Annotated in this window: 18 protein-coding genes; 1 reads left to right on the forward strand and 17 read right to left on the reverse strand. The window is 65.8% G+C overall.

Going from position 1 to position 20,123, the window contains the following annotated elements; translation table 11 throughout:
• Window positions 1-18: 18 nt before the first annotated feature.
• From LOY51_RS06350 to LOY51_RS06415, 15 genes are all read right to left on the reverse strand, one after another.
• On the reverse strand, window positions 19-897 hold the full coding sequence (locus LOY51_RS06350; RefSeq protein ID WP_258645256.1) for an aldose 1-epimerase: 879 nt from the start codon (window positions 895-897) through the stop codon (window positions 19-21).
• A 27-nt stretch (window positions 898-924) separates the two neighbouring features.
• Window positions 925-1,848, reverse strand: a complete 924-nt coding sequence (locus tag LOY51_RS06355; RefSeq protein WP_258645258.1) for an EamA family transporter — start codon at window positions 1,846-1,848, stop codon at window positions 925-927.
• 54 nt (window positions 1,849-1,902) lie between these two features.
• Window positions 1,903-3,183, reverse strand: a complete 1,281-nt coding sequence (locus LOY51_RS06360) for a TRAP transporter large permease (RefSeq protein WP_125857695.1) — start codon at window positions 3,181-3,183, stop codon at window positions 1,903-1,905.
• Entirely contained in the window at window positions 3,183-3,710 is a 528-nt protein-coding gene (locus tag LOY51_RS06365; protein ID WP_258645260.1) for a TRAP transporter small permease, read from the reverse strand. Before LOY51_RS06365 ends, LOY51_RS06360 begins: the two co-directional genes overlap by 1 nt.
• Before the next feature lie 68 nt (window positions 3,711-3,778).
• Complete coding sequence (locus LOY51_RS06370; RefSeq protein ID WP_125462943.1) at window positions 3,779-4,750, reverse strand: TRAP transporter substrate-binding protein; 972 nt, start codon at window positions 4,748-4,750, stop codon at window positions 3,779-3,781.
• 62 nt (window positions 4,751-4,812) lie between these two features.
• Window positions 4,813-5,706, reverse strand: coding sequence for a glucurono-1,5-lactonase (locus LOY51_RS06375; protein ID WP_258645263.1), 894 nt, complete (start codon window positions 5,704-5,706; stop codon window positions 4,813-4,815).
• A gap of 25 nt (window positions 5,707-5,731) precedes the next feature.
• Window positions 5,732-6,538 carry an NAD-dependent epimerase/dehydratase family protein gene (locus tag LOY51_RS06380; protein WP_125462945.1) on the reverse strand — a complete coding sequence of 269 codons (807 nt, stop codon included), beginning with the start codon at window positions 6,536-6,538 and terminating at the stop codon, window positions 5,732-5,734.
• 84 nt (window positions 6,539-6,622) lie between these two features.
• Window positions 6,623-7,861 carry an OprD family porin gene (locus tag LOY51_RS06385; RefSeq protein WP_258645266.1) on the reverse strand — a complete coding sequence of 413 codons (1,239 nt, stop codon included), beginning with the start codon at window positions 7,859-7,861 and terminating at the stop codon, window positions 6,623-6,625.
• Window positions 7,862-8,234: 373 nt separating this feature from the next.
• Complete coding sequence (locus LOY51_RS06390; protein ID WP_258645269.1) at window positions 8,235-9,695, reverse strand: aminotransferase-like domain-containing protein; 1,461 nt, start codon at window positions 9,693-9,695, stop codon at window positions 8,235-8,237.
• A 16-nt stretch (window positions 9,696-9,711) separates the two neighbouring features.
• Complete coding sequence (locus LOY51_RS06395) at window positions 9,712-11,148, reverse strand: L-lactate permease (protein WP_258645272.1); 1,437 nt, start codon at window positions 11,146-11,148, stop codon at window positions 9,712-9,714.
• Between the two features lie 12 nt (window positions 11,149-11,160).
• On the reverse strand, window positions 11,161-11,775 hold the full coding sequence (locus tag LOY51_RS06400) for a glutathione S-transferase family protein (protein WP_258645274.1): 615 nt from the start codon (window positions 11,773-11,775) through the stop codon (window positions 11,161-11,163).
• Window positions 11,772-13,562 (reverse strand): FAD/NAD(P)-binding protein, encoded by a 1,791-nt coding sequence (locus LOY51_RS06405; protein WP_258645277.1) that lies wholly within the window; start codon window positions 13,560-13,562, stop codon window positions 11,772-11,774. Before LOY51_RS06405 ends, LOY51_RS06400 begins: the two co-directional genes overlap by 4 nt.
• Window positions 13,556-14,587 carry a 2,3-diaminopropionate biosynthesis protein SbnB gene (gene sbnB, locus LOY51_RS26960; RefSeq protein WP_309474914.1) on the reverse strand — a complete coding sequence of 344 codons (1,032 nt, stop codon included), beginning with the start codon at window positions 14,585-14,587 and terminating at the stop codon, window positions 13,556-13,558. The genes LOY51_RS06405 and sbnB overlap by 7 nt, the downstream gene beginning before the upstream one ends.
• A gap of 6 nt (window positions 14,588-14,593) precedes the next feature.
• Window positions 14,594-15,568, reverse strand: coding sequence for a 2,3-diaminopropionate biosynthesis protein SbnA (gene sbnA / locus LOY51_RS26965; RefSeq protein WP_309475589.1), 975 nt, complete (start codon window positions 15,566-15,568; stop codon window positions 14,594-14,596).
• 541 nt (window positions 15,569-16,109) lie between these two features.
• Complete coding sequence (locus tag LOY51_RS06415; RefSeq protein WP_258645279.1) at window positions 16,110-16,673, reverse strand: TetR/AcrR family transcriptional regulator; 564 nt, start codon at window positions 16,671-16,673, stop codon at window positions 16,110-16,112.
• A 130-nt stretch (window positions 16,674-16,803) separates the two neighbouring features.
• Here LOY51_RS06415 and LOY51_RS06420 point away from each other — a divergent pair, with 130 nt between their 5' ends.
• On the forward strand, window positions 16,804-17,589 hold the full coding sequence (locus LOY51_RS06420) for an SDR family NAD(P)-dependent oxidoreductase (RefSeq protein WP_258645282.1): 786 nt from the start codon (window positions 16,804-16,806) through the stop codon (window positions 17,587-17,589).
• Window positions 17,590-17,703: 114 nt separating this feature from the next.
• Here the strand turns inward: LOY51_RS06420 and LOY51_RS06425 are convergent, their stop codons facing one another.
• On the reverse strand, window positions 17,704-18,078 hold the full coding sequence (locus tag LOY51_RS06425) for a helix-turn-helix domain-containing protein (RefSeq protein WP_258645283.1): 375 nt from the start codon (window positions 18,076-18,078) through the stop codon (window positions 17,704-17,706).
• 245 nt (window positions 18,079-18,323) lie between these two features.
• Window positions 18,324-19,823 carry a MocR-like pyridoxine biosynthesis transcription factor PdxR gene (gene pdxR, locus LOY51_RS06430; RefSeq protein WP_258645285.1) on the reverse strand — a complete coding sequence of 500 codons (1,500 nt, stop codon included), beginning with the start codon at window positions 19,821-19,823 and terminating at the stop codon, window positions 18,324-18,326.
• Between the last annotated feature and the right edge of the window lie 300 nt (window positions 19,824-20,123).

A 20,123-nucleotide genomic window follows, 5' to 3' on the forward strand; every position in this document is an offset into this window, starting at 1 on the left:
GCAGCCCCTTTGGCGTTTTCAGTCGGTACCAAGTGCCCGGTACTGCAAGCTGAAACCCAGGTGCAGTTGTTCATGTTGGCGCAGCAGCCGCAAGCCGGGCCGATCGGGCAGGTGATGGGCGTTGATCGGGTGGCTGACCGGCTCGATGCAGAAGAACCCCTGGTCCTTGGGGCAGTACAGCAGGTAGTGATCGGCACCCCTGGCATGGCAATCGAGGCGATAACCCGCGGTCGGCTGGACAATGCAGCAGGTGCCTTGCCAACCGCTGAAGGCATGATCGACCCCATCGCTGGGCAATACCTGCGGCGTGTCGAAACACCACTGCGGCGGGATCGTGGCCTGGCGCGAGGGCAACTGCCCCTCATCTCCCACCCACACCTGCTGTGCGGGCGCCAGCAAGCGGGTGTCGGCAAAGCGCGGAAAGTACGGGTGAAACCCCAGCCCATGCCAGGTCGGCCGTGGGTCGAGGTGGGTCACTTCCAGCTCAAGGCTCAGGCAACCTTCATCCAGGCGTACGTCCAGGGTCGCGCGGTAAGCAAAGGGCACCTGGCTGTCCAGGCTCAGGCGGGCATGGCCGTCATCCACGCTGTCGACTTGCCAGGGCTGCTGCCAGGCACTGCCATGGATAGGGTAGGGGTCATGGTCGGTATTGGGCGCCAATGCCAGCCAGCCATCAGGGCACTGAAAGCCGCCCTCAGCGATGCGGTTCGACCAGGGCGCCAGCAGGTAGCAGCCCAGGCGTCGTGGTGAGCCGCTGGCCAGCGCGGCGCTGTCGCTGTGGCGCAGCAGCGCCTGGCCGCTGGCCTTGGCCTGCCAGTTGATCAGGCTGGCGCCCAGGGTGGGCGCCAGGCTCAGGCGGGTCAGACGGTCTTGCAGGTGCAGTTCAGGCACAGGCATTGCGGCGCTCCGAAGGTGCAGGCGGTTTCAACCCGCCTTGCGGTAGGTCAACAGGACGATCCCGCATACCACCACGGCGGCGCCGAGCAGCTGCAGGGTATTGAGTTGCTGGCCGAGCAGGGCCCAGCCCAGCAGCAGGGTGGCGATCGGCTCGATGTTCATCACCGGGGCGTTCTGCGCCATGTTCAGCCGAGGCATGCACACGAACAGCAGGGTGAAGGCCGTGCCGTACAGCACCACCAGGCTCGCCAGGGCCAGCCAGCCGCCGCTGCTGCCCGGCAGCGCCAGCCCGGCCGGTACCAGGCCGCCGGAGCCTGCCAGCAGCATGCTGGCGAACACGATCAGCAGGGTCAGCATGCTGCGCACCGGGCCGCGAACGCCGGCCAGCTTGTGGTCGGTGATCCACAGGGCGCAGGCGAATACACAGGCCGCGCAGAACGCCAGGCTTACCCCCAGGGCCCAGTCCGGGTTGGTTTCGGCGCTGCCATTCAAGCGAGAGGGCACATCCAGCGCCAGCACCAGGCCGAACAGGATCAAACCCATCAAGGCCGCGGTGCGTCGGGTCGGCCGCGCCCCGCCGAGGGCCCAGCTCAGCAGCGCCAGCAGGATCGGGAAGGTGTTGCCCACCAGCAGTGCCAGGGCCACCGGAATACGCGCCACGGCCGAGTACAGGCACAGGCTCTGGGTGGCGATCAGCAGGCCCAGCAGCAGTTGCCAGCGCCAGGAGCCTGCAGGTAGCCCCAACGGCTGGCGCTGCCACAGCACCAGGCCACCCAGGGCCAGCAGGGTCAGGCCCGAGCGGCAGAGGATGGCCAGTAGTACGCCAGTGTCGTCGTCGAAGGCGATGCGCGCGGCAATGTGGTTGCCGGCGAAACAACAGGCCAGCAGCGCCAGCAGCGCTACCGCCAGTTTGCGCGGGAAGAGGTGAGGCGAAGCGAGGGCGACAGCCATGATGCAGGGTCCGTTTGCAGGGAAGGGCGGGCCATCGAGGCCCGCCTTGTGGCATTACAGCACCACGCTTGGCAGCCACAGCGAGATGGCCGGAATGTAGGTCACCGCCATCAGTACCAGGAACAGTGCCAGGTAGAACGGCAGCAGCGCCTTGACCGTGGATTCGATACTGACCTTGCCGATCGCCGAACCGACGAACAGCACCGCACCCACCGGTGGGGTGATCAGGCCGATCCCCAGGTTGACCAGCATGATCATGCCGAAGTGCACCGGGTCCACACCGATGCCGGCGATCACCGGCAGCAGGATCGGCGTAAGGATCAGGATCAGCGGCGCCATGTCCATCACCGCGCCCAGCAGCAGCAACATGAAGTTGATGCACATCAGGATCACGTAGCGGTTGTCCGACAGGGTCAGGAACAGCGTGGTGATCTTCGACGGGATCTGCATCAGCGTCATGACGTAGCCGAAGCTTGCCGCAAAGCCGATCAGGATCATCACGATGGAGATGGTCCGCACCGTGCGGTGCATCAGCTTGGGCAGGTCGCGCCACTTGTAGTCGCGGTAGATGAACATGGTCACGAAGAACGACCAGACCACGGCGATCGCCGCCGATTCGGTGGCGGTAAATACCCCGGACAGAATGCCGCCGAGGATGATCACCATCGCCATCAGGCCCCACAGCGCTTCACCGGCGATCTTCATGGCCTGGCGCAGCGGGATCACTTCGCCCTTGGGGTAGTTGCGCTTTTTCGCGAAGATCAGGCACAGGCCCATCAGCACGGCGCTCATCAGCAGCCCGGGCATCACACCGGCCATGAACAGCGAGGCGATCGACACCGTGCCCCCGGCCGCCAGCGAGTACAGCACCGAGTTGTGGCTGGGCGGGGTGAGCAGTGCCTGCACCGAACCGCTGACGGTGACGGCGGTGGAGAACTCGCGCGGGTAGCCCTTGCGTTCCATCTCCGGGATCAGCACCGAGCCGACCGAGGCGGTGTCGGCCACCGACGAACCGGAGATCGCGCCAAAGAAGGTCGAGGCGGTGATATTGACCAGCGACAGGCCGCCGCGCACGAAGCCCACCAGCACCCCGGCGAACGCCACCAGCCGCCGCGACATGCCGCCTTCGGCCATGATCGCGCCGGCCAGCACGAAGAACGGAATGGCCAGCAGCGAGAACTTGTTAACCCCACTGGCCACCTGGATCATCATGGCCTGCAGCGGGATGTCGATCCACCACGCGCCGATCAGCGCCGACAGGCCCAGGGCATAGGCCACCGGCATGCCCAGCAGGATCAACGCGAGGAAGCTGCCTATCAGAATCAACGCATCCATCATGCCGCTCCTTCGTGTTCTTCGACGACGTCAAAGCGCATCACCTGGCGATGGCTCTGGTCGCCCAGGATGAGTTTTTCCAGCACGAACATCAGGGTGACAGCACCGCCGATCGGGATCGGCGCATAGGTCAGCCCCACCCGCACCGATGGCAGGGTGGCAAGGAACTGCTTCCAGGTGGTCACACACAGCTTGTAGCCGTACCAGGTCATGAATACGCACACCAGCAGCATCAGCAGCTGCACCAGCAGCGCCGCGGCCTTGCGCTGGGCCGGCGGCAGGCGGTCGGTGACCATCGCCACCGCCATGTGCGCACCAGCGCGGTAGCTGGCGGCGGCGCCGATGAAGGCGAACACCACCATCAGCAGGATTGCCACCGGCTCCGGCCAGCTGGAGCCGGTGCCCAGCACGTAACGGGCGAAGATGCCCCAGGGAATGATCAGCGTCATGGTCAGGATCGACAGGCCGGCAATCCAGATACAGCTGCGGTACAGGGCGTCGTTCAGACGCAGGAATGAATTTTTCATAAGGCATCACCGAAGCTGCAGGACGGCGCGTGCCGCCCTGCAGAAGTCATCTGGGAACGGAACCGGGGTTACTGGACCTCGGCGATGCGCTTCATCAGGTCGGCGTACTGCGCACCGTACTTTTCCCGCACCGGGGCGGTGGCGTCGAAGAACGGCTTCTTGTCGACGCTGATGAACTCCACGCCCGCTGCCTTGAGCTTGGCTTCACTGGCCGCCGACTTGGCGTCCCACAGCGCCCGCTCTTCCATTTGCGCCTCGCGGGCGACGGTCTTGACCAGGGTCTGCTGCTCGGGGGTGAGTTTTTCCCAGGTGGTCTTGGACATCACCACCGGCTCCGGCAGGATCAGGTGGCCGGTCAGGGTGAAGTACTTGGCGCTCTGGTAGTGGTTGTGCTCCAGCAAGGTCGGCGGGTTGTTCTCGGCGCCGTCGATCACTCCGGTCTGCAGGGCGCTGAAGATTTCCCCGGTGTCCATGGCGATGCCGTTGCCGCCCATGGCGTTCATCATGTCGAGGAACAGCGGGTTGCCCTGTACGCGGATCTTCATGCCCTTGAGGTCTTCGATGCTGCGCACCGGTTTTTTCGTGTAGAGGCTGCGGGTGCCGCCGTCCATCCAGGCCAGGGCCACCAGGTTGAAGTCGGAGTTGGTGATCTTGTCGAGGATTTCCTGGCCGATCTCACCATCGATGACCTTGCGCATGTGCTCGTGGTCGCGGAACACGAACGGCATGTTGAACACGTTCACATCCGGCACCACCGGGCCGACGATGCCCAGGCTCACGCGGGTCATCTGCACGGCGCCGATCTGCGCCTGCTCGATCACTTCCTTTTCCGAACCCAGCACACCGCCGGCGAACATCTTGAAGGTGATCGCGCCGTTGCTGGCCGCTTCGAGTTTCTTGCCCATGTGTTCCTCGGCGACCACGGTCGGGTAGCCGCTGGGGTGGATCTCGGCGAACTTGATGTTCAGGGTGGCGGCCGAGACCGACATGGACAGGGCAAAGGGGAGGGCGGCCAGTAGCCACTTGTGCTTCAAGGTCATGAGGAAACTCCGGTGTTGTTATTGTCTGGTTTCGTTCGTGTGGGCAGTGCGGTAGAGCAGGCTCAGTTGCCCCAGGCAGGCTCCTCCAGGCCTTTGGCGCCCGGGTTCAGGGCGAACACGCCACCGGCCAGCGGCTGGTCGGCAAGGTCCACGCCTGCGGGGCGAATCGAGGTGACGAACAGCGTGTCCAGGCCAGGGCCGCCGAAGGCGCACATGGCCGGCTTCTTCACCGGTACCGGCAGCGAGCGGTCGAGCTTGCCGTCGGGGGTGAAGCGGTGCACCAGGCCTGCGTCGTTGCCGCAGATCCAGTAGCAGCCGTCCTGGTCGATGGCGGCGCCGTCGGGGCGGCCGGGGTAGTCGCGCATGTCGACGAACAGCCGGCGGTTGCTGGGGGTGCCGCTGTCGGTGTCGTAGTCGAAGGCCCAGATGGCCTGCACCTGGGGGTGCGAGTCGGACAGGTACATGCGCTTGCCATCGGGGCTGAAGGCCAGGCCGTTGGGCACGATCATGCCGTCTTGCTGCAGGTGCAGCGGCTGGCCGTCACCGTCGTGGCGGTACAGCGCGCCGACCGTGGCGCCTTGCTGCATGTCCATCAGCATGGTGCCGGCCCAGAAACGGCCCTGGCGGTCGCAGCGCCCGTCGTTGAAACGCATGCCTTCACGGGCATGGGCCACGCTGGCCAGGGGGCGGCTGACCAGGGTGCCCTGGGCGGTGGGTTGCAGATGGAACAGGCCACTCTGCATGCCGGCGATCCAGCCGCCCTCGGGGCTGGCGCCGGGGGCGATACAGGCGAGCATTTGATCGGCCTGCCAGCGCTGGTGCGCGCCATCCGCCAGCCGCCAGCGGTGCAGCTGACCGGCGGGAATATCGACCCAGTACAAGGCCTGTTCGCCGGGGTGCCATACCGGGCTTTCACCGGTGCCGTTGCGGGCGTCGAGAATCAGTTCTGCGTGCATGGACGGCCTCCTGGCCCTGGGTGGCTCAATCGAAGGGCCCGGCAGCGACGAAGGCGCCACCCTGGTAGACCATCGCCGGGTCATCGGCGGCCGGCATCGGCTGCGCCTGCACCTTGGCCTGGTACACCTCGGAGGAGTCCTTCGGCGCGTAGCCCAGGTGCGCGGCGTAGCGGTTGTCCCACCACTGCGTCGGGTTGGCCGAGGCACCGTAGACCACGGTGTGGCCAACGTTCGGGGTGAACAGGCCGCGCTCGATCAGTTGGGTGAGGTCGTCATAGCTCAGCCACGAGCTGAGCATCCGCCGGTTCTGCGGCTCGGGGAACGACGAGCCGATGCGGATGCTGACGGTCTCGATGCCATAGCGATCGAAGTAGAAACTCGCGACGTCCTCGCCGTAGCACTTGGACAGCCCGTAGTAGCTGTCGGGCCGGCGCAGGGCATGGGCGTCGATGCGCTCGTCCTGTTTGTAGAAGCCGATGGTGTGGTTGGAGCTGGCGAAGATGATGCGCTTGACCCCGTGCTTGCGCGCCGCCTCGTAGATATGGAACACGCCGCAAATGTTGGGGCCGAGGATCTCTTCGAACGAGCGCTCCACCGACACGCCGCCGAAGTGGACGATGGCGTCCACCCCTTCGACCAGTGCCTGCACTGAAGCCTTGTCGGCCAGGTCGCAGTTCACCACCTCTTCGTGGGGGCCGCTGGCGGGCGCCATCGGGCTGATATCGGACAGGCGCAGCACCTCGGCACAGCCCTGGAGGCGCTCGCGGAGCACCTGGCCCAGGCCTCCTGCGGCGCCGGTGAGGAGCAGGCGGTTGAAGCGGGTAGTGGTCATGGCAGGCTCGCAGTCGTCAATTGTTGTATGTTGTCGTATGACTTTTGGCGATTATCGGCAGCGTTTCCGCTGCTTGTCAATCACTCACAGCAGCGACAGCGGATAGTTGAAGATCAGGCGGTTCTCGTCGAATTCATTGTTGCTGAAGCTGCGGCGAATGTTCGAGTTGCGCCACTTGATGCTCAGGTCCTTGAACGCCCCGCTCTGGATTACGTAGGCCAGCTCCGACTCACGCACCCATTCCTTGCCGTCGCGGATGGCGCCGCTGTGCACGTCGTCGCCGCTGATGTAGCGGTTCATCAGGGTCAGCCCGGGCACACCGACGGTGACGAAGTTGAAGTCATGGCGCACCTGCCAGGAGCGCTCGTTGGCGTTGTCGAAACTGGCGTTGTAGCTGTCGTTGGCCAGGGTGCCGCCACTGGTGCCGTTGACCCGCATCCAGGTGTCGCCGCTGACCTTCTGCAGGCCGACGTAGAAGGTGTTGCCACCCACCCGTGCCGAGAACATCCCCGAGTAGGTCTTGTTGTCCAGTTTGCCGGCGCGCTCGGCACCGTCTTCGCCGCCCTGGAAGTAACCGAGGTTGGCGCCCAGGGTCCAGTTGCCCAGTGGCTGGCTGTGGCTCAGCTGCAGATACTGCTGTTCGTAGACGTCCTTGAGTTGCGCGTTCCACAGGCCGATCAGGGTGCGGTCCTGGTTGAACTTGTACTCGCCGCCGGCGAAGTTGAAGCGGTCCGAGACGCCACGGCCGTAGCTCATGTCTTCCATGCTCGCATCGTTGCGCGGGCTGTTGCCGCGGAACTGGCCGCCGTAAAGGGTCAGGCCGGCGATTTCGCTGGAGGTGAGCTGGCCGCCGCGAAAGGTCTGCGGCAGCGAGCGACCATCGTCCGCCCGCAGGATCGGCAGCACCGGCATCCACTCACCGATCTTCAGTTCGGTCTTGGAGATGCGCGCCTTGCCCGCCACCGCCAGGCGGCCGAAGTCATCGGCCGGGCGCCCGTCGTCGTGGCGTGGCAGCAGGCCGGTGCCATAGGTGCCGCCACCGCCGTCGAGCTTCACCGACCACAGTCCCAGCACATCGGCGCCGAAGCCGACCGGGCCCTCGGTGAAGCCGGAGCGGGCATCGAGGATGAAACTCTGGGTCCACTCTTCGGCCTTGCTCTGCGGGTTGCGCGGGTCGACGAAGTTGCGGTTGATGTAGAAGTTGCGCAGGCCCAGGGTGGCCTTGGCATCCTCGACGAAGCCGGCGGCCAGGCTGGCGCCAGGCAGGTTGCCGAGCAGGGCGGCGCCGAGCAGGGCGAAAGGCAGGGGTTGGCGGATGTTCATGGTTGTTGTGCTCCCGAATGTGAGGCAGCCGATTGCCGGGCACGCGCAAGCGGCCAACGGCAGGGGCGGGTCAGTTCAGCCCGTCAGGGCGTGAGGGGTCGAGCCAGAAGGCGCTAGGTAGTCAGGGCCTGCGGCAAGGGTTCGCCGGGGAGCGTTATCGGGAGACGGGTGTGCAGCAACGGGCGCGGGGGGCGCGAACGGAATGTTGGCATGGGACTCTTCACTGATTGTTGTTTTTGTTGTGTGTTGTCGTACAACTGTGACGATTATTATCAAGTGAGAATCGGCTTGTCAACGTTCCATGGGATTCAAGTGTGCTGGGTTGTACGATCCCTGTGAAGGAGCGACACAAGGCCGCTCCTACACAGAGCGTCTAAGGCATTTCCAGGGTTGGCAGCTCAATGGCAAGCGGTTCCAGCGCCTGCCGGGCACACTCGCCCAGCACCTTGAGCCCCTGGGCCAGCTCTGGCGACAGCGGCCTGCCCAGGCACAAGCGCAGCCCCGTGGTGGGCTGACCATCGGCGAAGAAAATCCCGCTGCCGGCGATGTGGTAGCCCCGCTCATGGGCCAATTGCTGAAGCAGGGCCATGTCGCTACCCGCCGGCAATTCAAGCCAGTGAATGAACCCGCCGCGCGGCGGCACGTAGACCGTGCCCGCCGGGAAGGCCGAACGCACCAGCCCGTGCATCGCCTCGTTCACCGTGGCCAGCTGCCCCCGCAGCCGGGCGCAGTGCTCGTCCATGTAGCCGCGCCCGATGAACTCGTTCAGCGCGCTTTGCGCCAGGCTCGACACCGCCAGGTTGCGCGAGAACATCTGCGCGAGGATGGCATCGCGGTACTTGCCGGCCACGCACCAGCCCACCCGGAAGCCCGGGGCGACGGTCTTGGAGAACGACGAGCAGTAGATGGTCTGCCCGGTGCTGTCATAGCTCTTGAGCGCGCGTGGCCGCTCGGTTTCCGGCACCAGGTCGAAGAAGATGTCGTCCTCGATGATCGGTACATCGGCCTCGCGGGCCAGTTGCGACAGCCTGGCGCGGGCCGCCTCGGGCATGATGAAGCCGCGCGGGTTCTGCAGGGTCGGGTTGAGGAAGATCACATCGACTTTTTCAAGCTTCAGCGCCTCTTCGAGGTGCTCCATGTCGATCCCGGTTTCCCCGTGGGTGCGCATGGGCAGCGCACGCATCCCCAGGCGCTCGATGGTCTGCAGGATGCCGTAGTAGGTGGGGGTTTCGATGGCCACCGTGGCGCCGCGCTGGGCCACGGCCTCCAGGGCCAGTTCCAGGGCGACGGTATCGCCGGAGGTCACCAGCACTTCGTCCGGGCCGCAGACCACGCCCCGGGTCAGCATCAGCCCGGCAATGCGCCGGCGCAGCGCCGCATGCCCAGGTGGCGTCACCAGCCCGGCGATTGCCAGGTCGGCCTTGCTGGCCAGTGTGGTCATGCACTTGTTGAGCAGCACGTGGGGGGTGAGGTCGCCGTGCAGCACGGCCGAACTCAGCGACAGGGTGGTGCGGCTGGCGGCCTGGGAGAGCATGGCGACCACCGCGTGGTTGACGTTGACCGTGACGCTGGAGAAGTCGAAACGGCTGGCCGGGTTGGCGCGCCCCGCCGCCGACACGAAGTAGCCGACCCGCGGCTCGGTCAGCACATAGGCGTTGGCTTCGAGGTCGGCCAGGGCCCGCTGCACGGTGGTGATGCTGGTGTCGAACAGGCGGGCCAGGGTGCGGATCGACGGCAGCTTGGTTCGCGCCGGCCATTCACCGCTGTCGATCTGGCGGATGATCCAGTCCTTGACTCTCCGCCAGCGTTTATCAGGTGTTTCGAACCGATCCATGGGGTCTCTTGTCAGCTCAGGAATGACCTCCCAGAACATAAAGTAAAACCACCCCGGTTGCAGCAACGATGGCGATGTTCAGCGCCACCAGGCCGAAGGCGAAGCGGATCAGCCCATGCTCTTCATCGCGGTTGGCGGCAGCCAGCCCGGTGATCAGCGACAGGATCGACAGCGAGCCCAGCGCACCATGCCCGGCGGCGCTGTTGACCATCGCCGCCAGCCACGGCCCGTAGTCGCTGCCCAGGGCGGCGATCGACGGCATCACCAGAGTGTTGCCGCCCACGTTGGAGCCGGTGACGTAGCCCGCGATACCCGCCAGCAGCGCCACGGTCGGCGCCAGGGAAATCCCCGACAGCGATTGCAGGGCGCGCTGCGCCTCGACCAGAAAGCCCGCGTTGACCATCACCTGCGACAGCAGCAGGAACAGGAAGATGGTCGCCACCGGGAACTTGGCGCGCTTGAGCAGCGAAGCCCACGGGAAGCTGCCGTCGGCGCGCTGGCGCAGGGTCATCAGCACGGTGACGATCAGCAGCGCCAGCCCCGGCGAAGCCAGCGGCTTCCACGAAACATGCTCGCCCTTGATCACCCACAGGCCATCCCAGCCCGACAGTACGAACAGCGCGCGCGAGGCGACGATCACCCCCAGCAGCGCCAGGTACGGCCAGGCTGCCGCCGGCCAGCGCACCAGGCGCTTGCGCTGCAGGTACGAAATCACCAGGCCCACGGCGGCCACGGTCAGCCCCGCCAGCACGCCCGATACCTCAGGCCCGACGAAGCGGTTGATGCCGTACAGCACCGCGCTGAACAGCACCGATACCGCACACAAGCCCAGCCACGGCAGGGCGCTGCGAATGCCGGCCTGCCACAGGGCGATGCCTGCCAGCACCAGGAACACCGGCGCGCTGATCAACGCCGAATGGCTGCCCAGCTCGTTGGCCGGCAGATGGGTGAGCAAGCCGCCGATCACCGTGGCCAGGCCCAGGGTGCCCCACGGCATGATGACCATGCCGGCCAGGGCGATCTTCATCCCGGCCTGGCGCGAAAACAGCCCCATCAGCAGCGGCACGGTGGCGATCAGCGAGACGCCGAAGCCGGTCATCGCTTCCAGCAGCGGCGCCAACCCCAGCACGATGAAGATCACCTGCGCCGGTGGCTTCCAGCCCAGCTCGCGCACCCAGGCACCGATGGCCTGCGGCGCGCCGCCGCGCTCCACCAGAATGACGAAGGCCAGCCCCGGCACGATCACGCAGGCGGTGCTGAGGAACAGGATCATCGTGTCCTTGATGATCGCCGAGCTGGCGGCGGCCGACAGTGGCGCCGCGGCGCCCATGCCCCACAGCAGGAAGACAACCGCGACGCCGGCCAGCGCTGCCTGCACCGGCGGGCGACGCACCAGCAGGATCAGGGCGATCACCAGGCCGATGGGCGACATTTGCAACAAGAGAGCAGCCATGTGCTGTGTTCCTTAATCGTGGGTCTGACCGCTGTACTCGGTGGCGCGCATCGAGGGACGGTCGCAGAAACGCTGGTACCAGGCGTTCAGGCGCGGGTGCTGGGCGAAGTCGCCAAGCTCGCGGAACACGATCCAGTCCAGGGCGGTGCCCAGGGCCACGTGGCCAACGTTCAGCGGGCCGTCGAGTTCGACTTGTTGTTCGAGGTAGCGGTACGACTCTTCGAGCTTGTGCTTCTGGCCCTCGCCATAGGCCGGGTAGCGCAGGTGCGCCGGGCGGCGCTCGACTTCCCAGCGCAGCTTGATGCCGACATCGCACAGGCCCTGGGCCAGCGCCTGCAGGCGCAGGGCCTGGTAGCGCTCGGGGCCTTGCAGCGGGATCAGCTTCGGCCCCTGGTGCAAGGTGTCGAGGTAGTCGCAGATCACGATCGAGTCGAACAGCGCCTCGCCCTCGGGCAGCATCAGCACCGGCACCTTGCCCAGCGGGTTGGCCTGGTAGATGGTCTCGTTGCGGGTAGTCGGGCTGGTCTCGTGGTGGATCACCTCCAGGCGTTCGGCGAGCCCGAGCTCATGGGCCATCACCAGCACCTTGCGGGCGTAGGGCGAGTGGGTCTGGTAGTAGAGCTTCATGGGGCGGTCCTTGTGTCGAGGATGGCCGAGGCGGCCTTGTGGGCGTCGATGAACAGCCGCGACGGCGCGCCGGCCGAGGTGACGTAGTGGTTGTAGTAGCACGAGCCCTCGGCCAGCGGCCCGAGCACCCAGAGGTTGCGCACCGGTTCGCCGCTGCTGGCGTGAGGGTGGCAGGCCGCGTCGACATCGATGCCATCCAGGCCCGGCACATCGGTGCGCGGGCGGATCAGGCCAAGCCGCGCCAGGTCGCGCACCGGGGCGCAGTCGCTGTCGTGCACGCCGCTGCCCTGCACGTAACCGGCCACGCGCCGGTAAGGCTTGGCGGCTGGCACGGCGCCCGGCGGCAGGAAGGTCAGCAGCCCGGCGTCGCTGAGGGCCAGCAGGTCGGCGTGGCGTTCCTTCTGCGGCCCGGCCACCAGGCGGTTGATCGCCTTGTGCCAGCGGCCGTAGAACTGCCGGTGCGAAGCCTCGGTGAGGCCGTCGAAGTCGACTGCCTCGCGCAGCCGGTCACGCAGGTCGCGCCACACCTCGATGGCTGCCTTGGCCGGCGATTCGGCGCGGCCGATGCGGGCCTCGTGCAGGTCGGCCTCGATGGCGTCGTAGATCCACGCATGGTAGTTGTGCGCGTTCACCTGCGCCGGCAGGCTGTGCAGGATCAGCGCCTGCGGGTCGATGGCGCCGGACAGCGCCTCGTAGTGACGCAGCAGGCTTTCGCTCTCGCGGGTATCGGTGGGCGTTTGCAGGCTGACGGTGCGCAGTTGCTCCAGCACTTCACGGTGGCGCGCCGGGTCGGTCTTGGCGTGCAGCACCGCCATGCCGGCCGCGCGCATTTCCAGGAGCATGCGCGGCAGCACGTCACGCTCGAAGTCCAGCTGGCCGTTCGGCGCCTGCTGGCGCAGCGCATCGATATGGGTGCTGGTGAGGAAGATCGGCTTGTGTCGTGGCGCCCGGGTCAGGCCATTGGGGCGCGCGCGGAACGGCAGGCCGTCACGCGACTGGATATAGATCACCGGCTCCTTGCCGGATGGGAAGTACACATGGCTGGCGTCGGCCATGCGGTGGTAGGCGCCACCTCGGCCAGCGGTCAGCGCCGCCAGGGTATCCATCGCCCCCAGGCCCAGCCCTTCGAGCAGCACGGCTTCGCCGGCGGCGATGCTGTCGAGGCTGCCCGGCAGCGGGTAGATATCACCCACCCGGCCTTCCTCGTCTGTCCGCACCCGCCCGGTATGGCCGACGGTCAGGATCAAGCGGTCCACGGTCACAAAGTCGCCCGACGGCAGCTTGAGCTGGTAGGCCTGTTGCGCATCGGTGCGCAGGCCTACCACCGGGTGCGGGTGCAGGCGTACCGCCACCCAGGCTGGCGCGCTTCTCAGGATGCGCGAGAAGGCGTCGGCCAGGTAGGCGCCGAGCAGCCGGCGCGGGAGGAAGTCCTCCGGCTCCACCGCGCGCCCGTCGTCGGCCACCAGGCCGGTCTTCGGGTCGACCTTGACCCCCTCGGCCCGGCACCACTCCAGAAAATCCGGGCCCGAGCGTTCGCGGGCATCGTGCAGGGTGCCGAAGGCCGCCGCGTCGGGGTACACCCCGAGTTGCCCGGCCACGGTGTTGAGCAGCAGGTAGTCCGGTTGGTTGGGCCAGTGGGCACCTGTGCCGAACACGTTGGGGTCGAAGATGTCGATCAGCAGCGGCTGTTGCGGGCGGGTTTCGGCGATGCTCAGCAGGCGCTCGAAGATCGACAGCCCGCGCGAGCCGCAGCCCACCAGGCCGATGTGCAGGGGCTTGCTCACCATCTGCGCTCCTCCCCGAAGAACGACGGCACGGCGACAGCCGAGCCTTGCTCGAGGGCCACGTCATGGATACGCCGGCCCAGGGCCAGGTCGAGGATGCCCATGCCGAACGGCGAATAGATCAGGGGTTTGTCACGGTTAACCTGCAGTTCGCCGCGCAGGATCTGCGCCACGGTGCCGGTGACGAAATCACGGTGGCCGAAGCGCTGCTCGGCCAGGTGCGGCGAGGTGTTGGCCTTGAGGCAGTGGCTGACGTCGTCGAAGTAGTTGTAGCTGGCGGCGACGATGCCGGCATCGATGTCGCGCAGCGAGATGTTCAGCACGATCTGACCTGGGCGGAAGGTGTCGTCGCCGCTGACGTAGGGGGTGCCGGCGCTGGTGGCGAACACCACGATATCGGCCTTGAGCGCTTCTTCCAGCGACCACAGTTGCACCTGCGGCAGGCCCAGTTGCTCACCGAAACCGGCCAGTGCCTCGGCCGACTCGCGGTTGAGGTCATGCACGCCGACCTGGCCGAACGACCAGTCGTCGCCGATGAAGGTGTCGAGGATGTTGCGGGCGATCACGCCGCCGCCAATGATCGACAGGCTACCGGCACGCTTTTGTTTGTCATTGAGCAGCCAGGCGCCCAGCACGGCCGAGGCGGCGGTGCGCACGGCGCTGATCAGCGCGCCTTCGAGCAGCGCGTAGGGGTAGCCGGTTTGTGGGTCGTTGAGGATCAGTACCGCCGAGGCCCGTGGGATGCCGGCGTGGATGTTGTCCGGGTAGCTGGCGATCCACTTGATGCCCGATACCGACTGTTCGCCCTGTTTGTCGACGATCGCCGCCGGCAGGGCAATGATGCGGTTGGCCGGCTCTTCGGGGAAACGCAGGAAGTAGCTGTCCGGGTTGACGGTTTCGCCGCGCTCATGGGTGAGGTAGGTCTGCGCGACCACCTCGATGGCCTCCTGGCGCATGCCGGCAAGGATGTCCTTGACGGTTGCGCCGGGGATCACGTGGAACGGGGGAATCGAAGCTTGTGCGGTCATGACTGGTTACGCCGTAAGGGAGAGAGGGAATTCGGGGAACAAGGGTTGCAGCGCGTCCGGGCCCAAGCGTTGGCTGACCCAGTCGTCTGAATAGAGGGTTTCCAGGTAGCGCTCGCCCATGTCCGGGGAGATCGCCACCACCACATCGTCCGGGCGGATCTGCGCTGCCCACTGCTGCACGCCGGCCAGCACCGTGCCGGTGGAACCACCGAACAGCAGGCCGTAGCGCTGCGCCAGCCAGCGGCATACCTGGACCGTGCGCACCTCGGGCACGGTGAGGAAGGCGTGGATATCGCTGGGCTCGTAGATCTCGGGGCGGCGGCTGGTGCCGAGCCCCGGGATATGGCGGGTGCCGCCGGGCAGGCCGAAGGTCACCGAACCGACCGAGTCCACCGCGATCACCTTGGTGCGCGGGTGGTGGTCGGCGAAGTAGCGCTTGCAGCCCATCAGCGTGCCGGTGGTGCCAGCGCCGACGAACAGGTAGTCGACATGCCCGAACTTCTCGGCGATGGCCCGCGCGGTGGCGTTGTAGTGGGCCAGCGGGTTGTTCGGGTTCTGGTACTGGTTGAGCCAGATGTAGTCGGGGTTCTGCGCGACCATCTGTTCGATCAGGCGGATGCGCGAGTAGAGGAAACCACCGTTCTCGTCGCGCTGGTCGACCACGATCACCTGCGCACCCAGGGCCTGGATCAGTTTGCGGTTGGGCGCCGAAGTGTTCGGGTCGATGACGCAGACGAACTGGTAGCCCTTGGCCGCGCAGACCATCGCCAGGGCCACGCCGAGGTTGCCCGACGAGGATTCGATCAGCCGCGTTCTGGGGGTGATCAGCCCACGGCTTTCCAGGTCGGCGACGATTGCGTGGGCGGTCTTGAGCTTGATGGAGCCGGCCGGGTTCAGGCCCTCGATCTTCAAGTGCACCTTGGCACTGCACAGCTGATCGACCTGGATGTAGTTATTTTCGTTTATCAGTTGCTTGATCATTAGGGCATCCCTGTCAGATTTCCTGAATGAAGCGGGCCGTCCGCCGTTGGGGCGGCAGGCTTTGAAGTAACGGGGCAGCAGGGAAGTGAGGTACCGGGTGGTAGCGCTTGCCTGTTCTACGGTTATCTACAAACGCGCTTTCCATCCGTGGAAACGATGTTGCTCATGATGTTGGGGTTGGTATGCAACTGCGCGCCGGCTGGGTGTGCCTGGCGCTGCGGGAGTGATGGTGCGGGGCTGGGAGGGGAGGGCGACAGATACAGAAAATCGGGATTTTTCAATACAGGGGAAGGCGGCTAGCGGGAGCCTGGCTTGCTCAAAATCAGAATGCCTTGCGCGATCCCTGTGGGAGCTGGTTTACCCGCAAATCAGGCGACGCGGTGCATGGCACCGGCTACGCCGGTGATCGCCGGCAAGCCGGCTCCCACCTCGACCGGGCGAACCCAAGCTGTGGGAGCTGGCTTGCCAGCGATGCGGCCAGTACAGGCACTTTAGGACAGGACAGTTGTTCCCACAGTGCAGGGCAGTGTTCGAGTGAAAGTTATCGCGGTGGAAGCAGCCGGGCCCGGCAAGCCTCGAGAATTTCATCCGCCAACGGCGAATCATCCGGGCAGGCGCGGGACAGCGCGATGGCCCCCACCAAGGTGGCAATCACGCTCAAGCGCCGGGCACGCTGGGCCTTTTCATCGGCAGCATCGATTGGCCCGCCGGCCGCCTGCAGCGTCTGCAGCAACTGCTCCAGCCCTTGGGCAAACACCGCCTTGACGGCCTCGGGCTGGCGCGCCGCATCGTTGCTCAGCGCCGCCAGGGTGCAGCCTTGCGCCGGATTGTCGCGGTGCTCCCTGGACAGGTACTGGCCCAGGTAGTCCGCCAGATCGACCCCTTCGCTGCGCGCCGCGCTGCTGGCCAGGCCACAAGCTGCTGCCTCGGCCATGAGGTCGGCCTTGGAGCCGAAGTGCTTGTAGAACCCACCATGGGTGAAACCGGCAGCGGCCATCAGGTCGGCCACACCGACCCCGTCATACCCCCGCTCGCGAAACAGCGAGGAAGCCGTTTCGACAATGTGCGCGCGGTTGGCTTGGGCTTGTGCCTTGGTGACTTTCATGGCGGGCGACTCCTGCACCGGGATGGTGGGGCTCATCATACATTGATGTTGTTCATCATCAAAACGTTGACACGGTTAGATTATGACCGTAATCATAATGGCAGGCCCACCCAACCTTGAGGATCTACCCATGAGTGCCTTGCCTACCGTTCTTGTCACCGGCGCTTCCAGCGGCATCGGTGCCACCTATGCCGAACGCTTCGCCCAGCGCGGCCACGACCTGGTACTGGTCGCCCGCGATCAGGCCCGGCTGGAAGCCCTGGCCGATCGTCTGCATGAGCAATTTGCCGTCGCGGTCGAGGTGCTGGTCGCCGACCTGACGCAGGAAGATGCCCTGGCCAAGGTCGAAGCCCGTTTGCGTGAAGATGGCCGCATCGGTGTACTGATCAACAACGCAGGCCAAGGCCAGTCGGGCGGTTTCCTCGGGCAGAACGGCGAAAGCCTCGAACGCCTGATCGGCCTCAACGTCACCGCCGTCACCCGCCTGGCGGCCGCCATCGCCCCGCGTCTGGCCGAGCAGGGCAGTGGTGCGATCGTCAACATCGGTTCGGTGGTGGGGCTGGCACCGGAGCTGGGCATGACGGTGTATGGCGCTACCAAGGCCTTCGTGCAGTTCCTGTCCCAGGGGCTGGCGCTGGAACTGGGGCCAAAGGGTGTTTATGTGCAGGCCGTGCTGCCGGCAGCGACCCGTACCGAAATCTGGTCACGCTCCGGGCTGGACATCGATTCTCTGCCTGAAGTGATGGAGGTACAGGATCTGGTCGATGCCGCCCTGGTGGGCTATGACCGGCGCGAGGCGATCACTATCCCGCCGTTGCAGCACGCCGAGCGCTGGGCGGCGCTGGACGGTGCGCGGCAGATGTTGATGGGGGATTTGCGCCAGTCCCAGGTGGCTGAGCGTTATCGCGCCGTGTAGCGGGCCAGGTTCATAGCCCCTCGCCAAGATACAGCCGGTGTGCCTCGCCAATCCGCGCACTGGCTGTGGCAGGCACACCCGCTTCCCTGGCAAAGCGTGGCCACTGTGCGATCACTAGCTTTCATCCTTGTGGGGGTTCTGGCCACCAATGAGCGAGGGCTTTCCAATCGGGGTTTTGCCGGTGTGTTCAGGCGCCGGCTGGGTTGCCCGTGTAACTGTCGCTCGCTGCCTTTGCTTGCCCTGCATTTTCGCCAGCTGCAAGGGGCTGCTTCTGACTTCCTCGATCAGGCTGGCGAGGCGCTCCAACTCCCCAAGCACCCGCAGCACGGCGATTACATTGACCAAGGTGCCTTTGCCGGCCGTGAGCTTGCGGTAGGTCTCCCGAGAGATCCCGGCTTCATGGGCAACGATGTCCTGGCCGATATTACGCTTCAAGCGGATCGCTTCAATGCGCTGGCCGATCTCACGGGCGATGGCGTCGTCGGTCATTGATGTGGCTTTCATAACGCCTGGAATCCTATGTTTAAAAGGCCGTTATCGATCTCTTTGCCCAGAATCTCAGGCGTTGAAAAGCGATTTTTGAAGGTGGCTCTGATGTTTTATAAAGCCTGCATAAGTAGGCGTTATGCGGTTTTTACCGCTTTTGAGCCAAGTATTCTAGGCGTTAGTGTTAGAGGGTTGGCGGGGCGGTTTCGCTGCCTTCCTCTACGGCAATTGGTTTCGTGGAGTACGGTTTATCGACGCGGGCGTCCCGCAGTGGCCAAGCCTGCCAACACCTTTTCCAGTTTCACCACCGCGGCCTTCATCTCGGCGGTCGTTTGAGCGGCAAACCCCATCAGCAAGCCCACATCGTTCCTCGGCACCGCATACAGGCCGCCCAGCCCGAGCAGGTCGATCCCCACCCCGCGCGCAGCCCTGACCACGGCGTCTTCAGGCAAGGCCTGGACGAAGTGGCAGGGCATCTGCAGCCCCCCGGCCGGGATCTGCGGCACGAGAAATGCCGCCAGGTGCCGCTGAATGAGATCCGCCAGCACATCGCGCCGCTCGGCGTAGAGCCCGGGCATGGCCCGCACATGGGCGTTGAAGTGGCCGCCCTCCATGAACCTGGCCAGGGTCAGCTGGGCGATGGAGGCGTTATGCCCGTCCTGCAGGGTTCGGGCGGCGGTCATCGGCGCGACGAGTTGCGGCGGCAGCAGCAGGTAGCCGATGCGCAGCCCGGCGAACAGCGATTTGGTGAAGGTGCCGATGTACAACGTGCGGTCATGCGGGTCCAGGCCCTGCACGCAGGCGGTGGGGCGGCCGGCGTAGTGGAACTCGCTGTCGTAGTCGTCCTCGATGATCCAGGCCTGTTGCTGGCGCGCCCACTCGATCGCCAGCAGGCGCCGGTCCAGCGACAGGGTCGCGCCGGTCGGGTATTGGTGGGAGGGGGTGAGGAACAGCGCCCGGGCGTCCGGCGCGAGCCGGGCCATGGCGTCCACCTGCAGGCCGTGCTCATCCACGGGTACTGGTACGCCTGCCAGGCCCGCCGCAGTGATGGCCTTGCGGGTGCCCTGGTACAGCGGGTCCTCGACCAGCACTTTGTCGTCGGCGTCCATCAGCACCTGGGCGCACAACCCCAGTGCCTGCTGCGAACTGGTGAGGATCAGGATGCGCTCGGCGGATGCCTGGGCGCCGCGCTCTAGGTTGAGGTAATCGGCGATTGCCTTGCGCAGCGGGGCCATGCCCTGTGGCTCGCTGTGCTCCAGCGCCCGTGTGCCGTATTCCTTGTACACCTGCCGCTCCAGCTTCTCCCAGATGGCCAGGGGGAAGTGCCGGGTTTCGGCCACGCCGGGGGCGAAGGGGCGGGGCGACTGGAAGTTATGGACGCCGCCGCTGTGCAGAATCGCCGTGCCTCGGCGGCTCAACTGCACAGGGGCTTCGCTGTGTGCCGGGCGCTGGCGCTTGCGCAGCGGCAGGCACCGGGCCCGTTGCGACACGAAGCTGCCGCTGCCTACGCGCCGCTCGATGAAGCCTTCGGCGTGTAACTGGCTGTAGGCCGACTCCACGGTATCCCGCGACACACCCAGGGACTGGGCCAGCGGGCGCGAGGCGGGCAGCGCCTTGCCCACTGGCAGTGCGCCGTCGAGGATCAACTGGCGGATCGCCCGCTGGATGCGCACATGCAAGGCCAGCGCGTTGTGGGCGGGGTCGTTGATCCAGGCTTTTACCGATTCCAGTTGTGCGTGTTTGAACATTGGCCTGATTCCCTGGCTGATGGTTCTGATTTAGGGCTGCTAATGCTGGGGCCGCTTCGCAGCCCTTTCGCGACACAAGGCCGCTCCTACAGGCGACCGCGAACCCCTGTAGGAGCGGCCTTGTGCCGCGAAAGGGGCGCAAAGCGCCCCCGGCAATCTCAAGCCTTACCCCTACCCGGAACCTCAAAGTGGTCTGGCTTTTACCAAGTAATTGGCAGGTAAAAACCAACCATTTATCCGCTATAAAACCCAGGCCCGCAAGCAGCCGCCAAGGAAGGCATGCGCTACGGGCAGGCCGGC

This window comes from Pseudomonas sichuanensis (genome assembly GCF_024749065.1).
GTDB lineage: Bacteria > Pseudomonadota > Gammaproteobacteria > Pseudomonadales > Pseudomonadaceae > Aquipseudomonas > Aquipseudomonas sichuanensis.

What these genes read in the sequence shown, in the direction of transcription:
- LOY51_RS06350 (WP_258645256.1), bottom strand. Translation starts at nt 897, where the DNA reads ATGCCTGTGCCTGAACTGCACCTGCAAGACCGTCTGACCCGCCTGAGC.
- LOY51_RS06355 (WP_258645258.1), bottom strand. Translation starts at nt 1,848, where the DNA reads ATGGCTGTCGCCCTCGCTTCGCCTCACCTCTTCCCGCGCAAACTGGCG.
- LOY51_RS06360 (WP_125857695.1), bottom strand. Translation starts at nt 3,183, where the DNA reads ATGGATGCGTTGATTCTGATAGGCAGCTTCCTCGCGTTGATCCTGCTG.
- LOY51_RS06365 (WP_258645260.1), bottom strand. Translation starts at nt 3,710, where the DNA reads ATGAAAAATTCATTCCTGCGTCTGAACGACGCCCTGTACCGCAGCTGT.
- LOY51_RS06370 (WP_125462943.1), bottom strand. Translation starts at nt 4,750, where the DNA reads ATGACCTTGAAGCACAAGTGGCTACTGGCCGCCCTCCCCTTTGCCCTG.
- LOY51_RS06375 (WP_258645263.1), bottom strand. Translation starts at nt 5,706, where the DNA reads ATGCACGCAGAACTGATTCTCGACGCCCGCAACGGCACCGGTGAAAGC.
- LOY51_RS06380 (WP_125462945.1), bottom strand. Translation starts at nt 6,538, where the DNA reads ATGACCACTACCCGCTTCAACCGCCTGCTCCTCACCGGCGCCGCAGGA.
- LOY51_RS06385 (WP_258645266.1), bottom strand. Translation starts at nt 7,861, where the DNA reads ATGAACATCCGCCAACCCCTGCCTTTCGCCCTGCTCGGCGCCGCCCTG.
- LOY51_RS06390 (WP_258645269.1), bottom strand. Translation starts at nt 9,695, where the DNA reads ATGGATCGGTTCGAAACACCTGATAAACGCTGGCGGAGAGTCAAGGAC.
- LOY51_RS06395 (WP_258645272.1), bottom strand. Translation starts at nt 11,148, where the DNA reads ATGGCTGCTCTCTTGTTGCAAATGTCGCCCATCGGCCTGGTGATCGCC.
- LOY51_RS06400 (WP_258645274.1), bottom strand. Translation starts at nt 11,775, where the DNA reads ATGAAGCTCTACTACCAGACCCACTCGCCCTACGCCCGCAAGGTGCTG.
- LOY51_RS06405 (WP_258645277.1), bottom strand. Translation starts at nt 13,562, where the DNA reads ATGGTGAGCAAGCCCCTGCACATCGGCCTGGTGGGCTGCGGCTCGCGC.
- sbnB (WP_309474914.1), bottom strand. Translation starts at nt 14,587, where the DNA reads ATGACCGCACAAGCTTCGATTCCCCCGTTCCACGTGATCCCCGGCGCA.
- sbnA (WP_309475589.1), bottom strand. Translation starts at nt 15,568, where the DNA reads ATGATCAAGCAACTGATAAACGAAAATAACTACATCCAGGTCGATCAG.
- LOY51_RS06415 (WP_258645279.1), bottom strand. Translation starts at nt 16,673, where the DNA reads ATGAAAGTCACCAAGGCACAAGCCCAAGCCAACCGCGCGCACATTGTC.
- LOY51_RS06420 (WP_258645282.1), top strand. Translation starts at nt 16,804, where the DNA reads ATGAGTGCCTTGCCTACCGTTCTTGTCACCGGCGCTTCCAGCGGCATC.
- LOY51_RS06425 (WP_258645283.1), bottom strand. Translation starts at nt 18,078, where the DNA reads ATGACCGACGACGCCATCGCCCGTGAGATCGGCCAGCGCATTGAAGCG.
- pdxR (WP_258645285.1), bottom strand. Translation starts at nt 19,823, where the DNA reads ATGTTCAAACACGCACAACTGGAATCGGTAAAAGCCTGGATCAACGAC.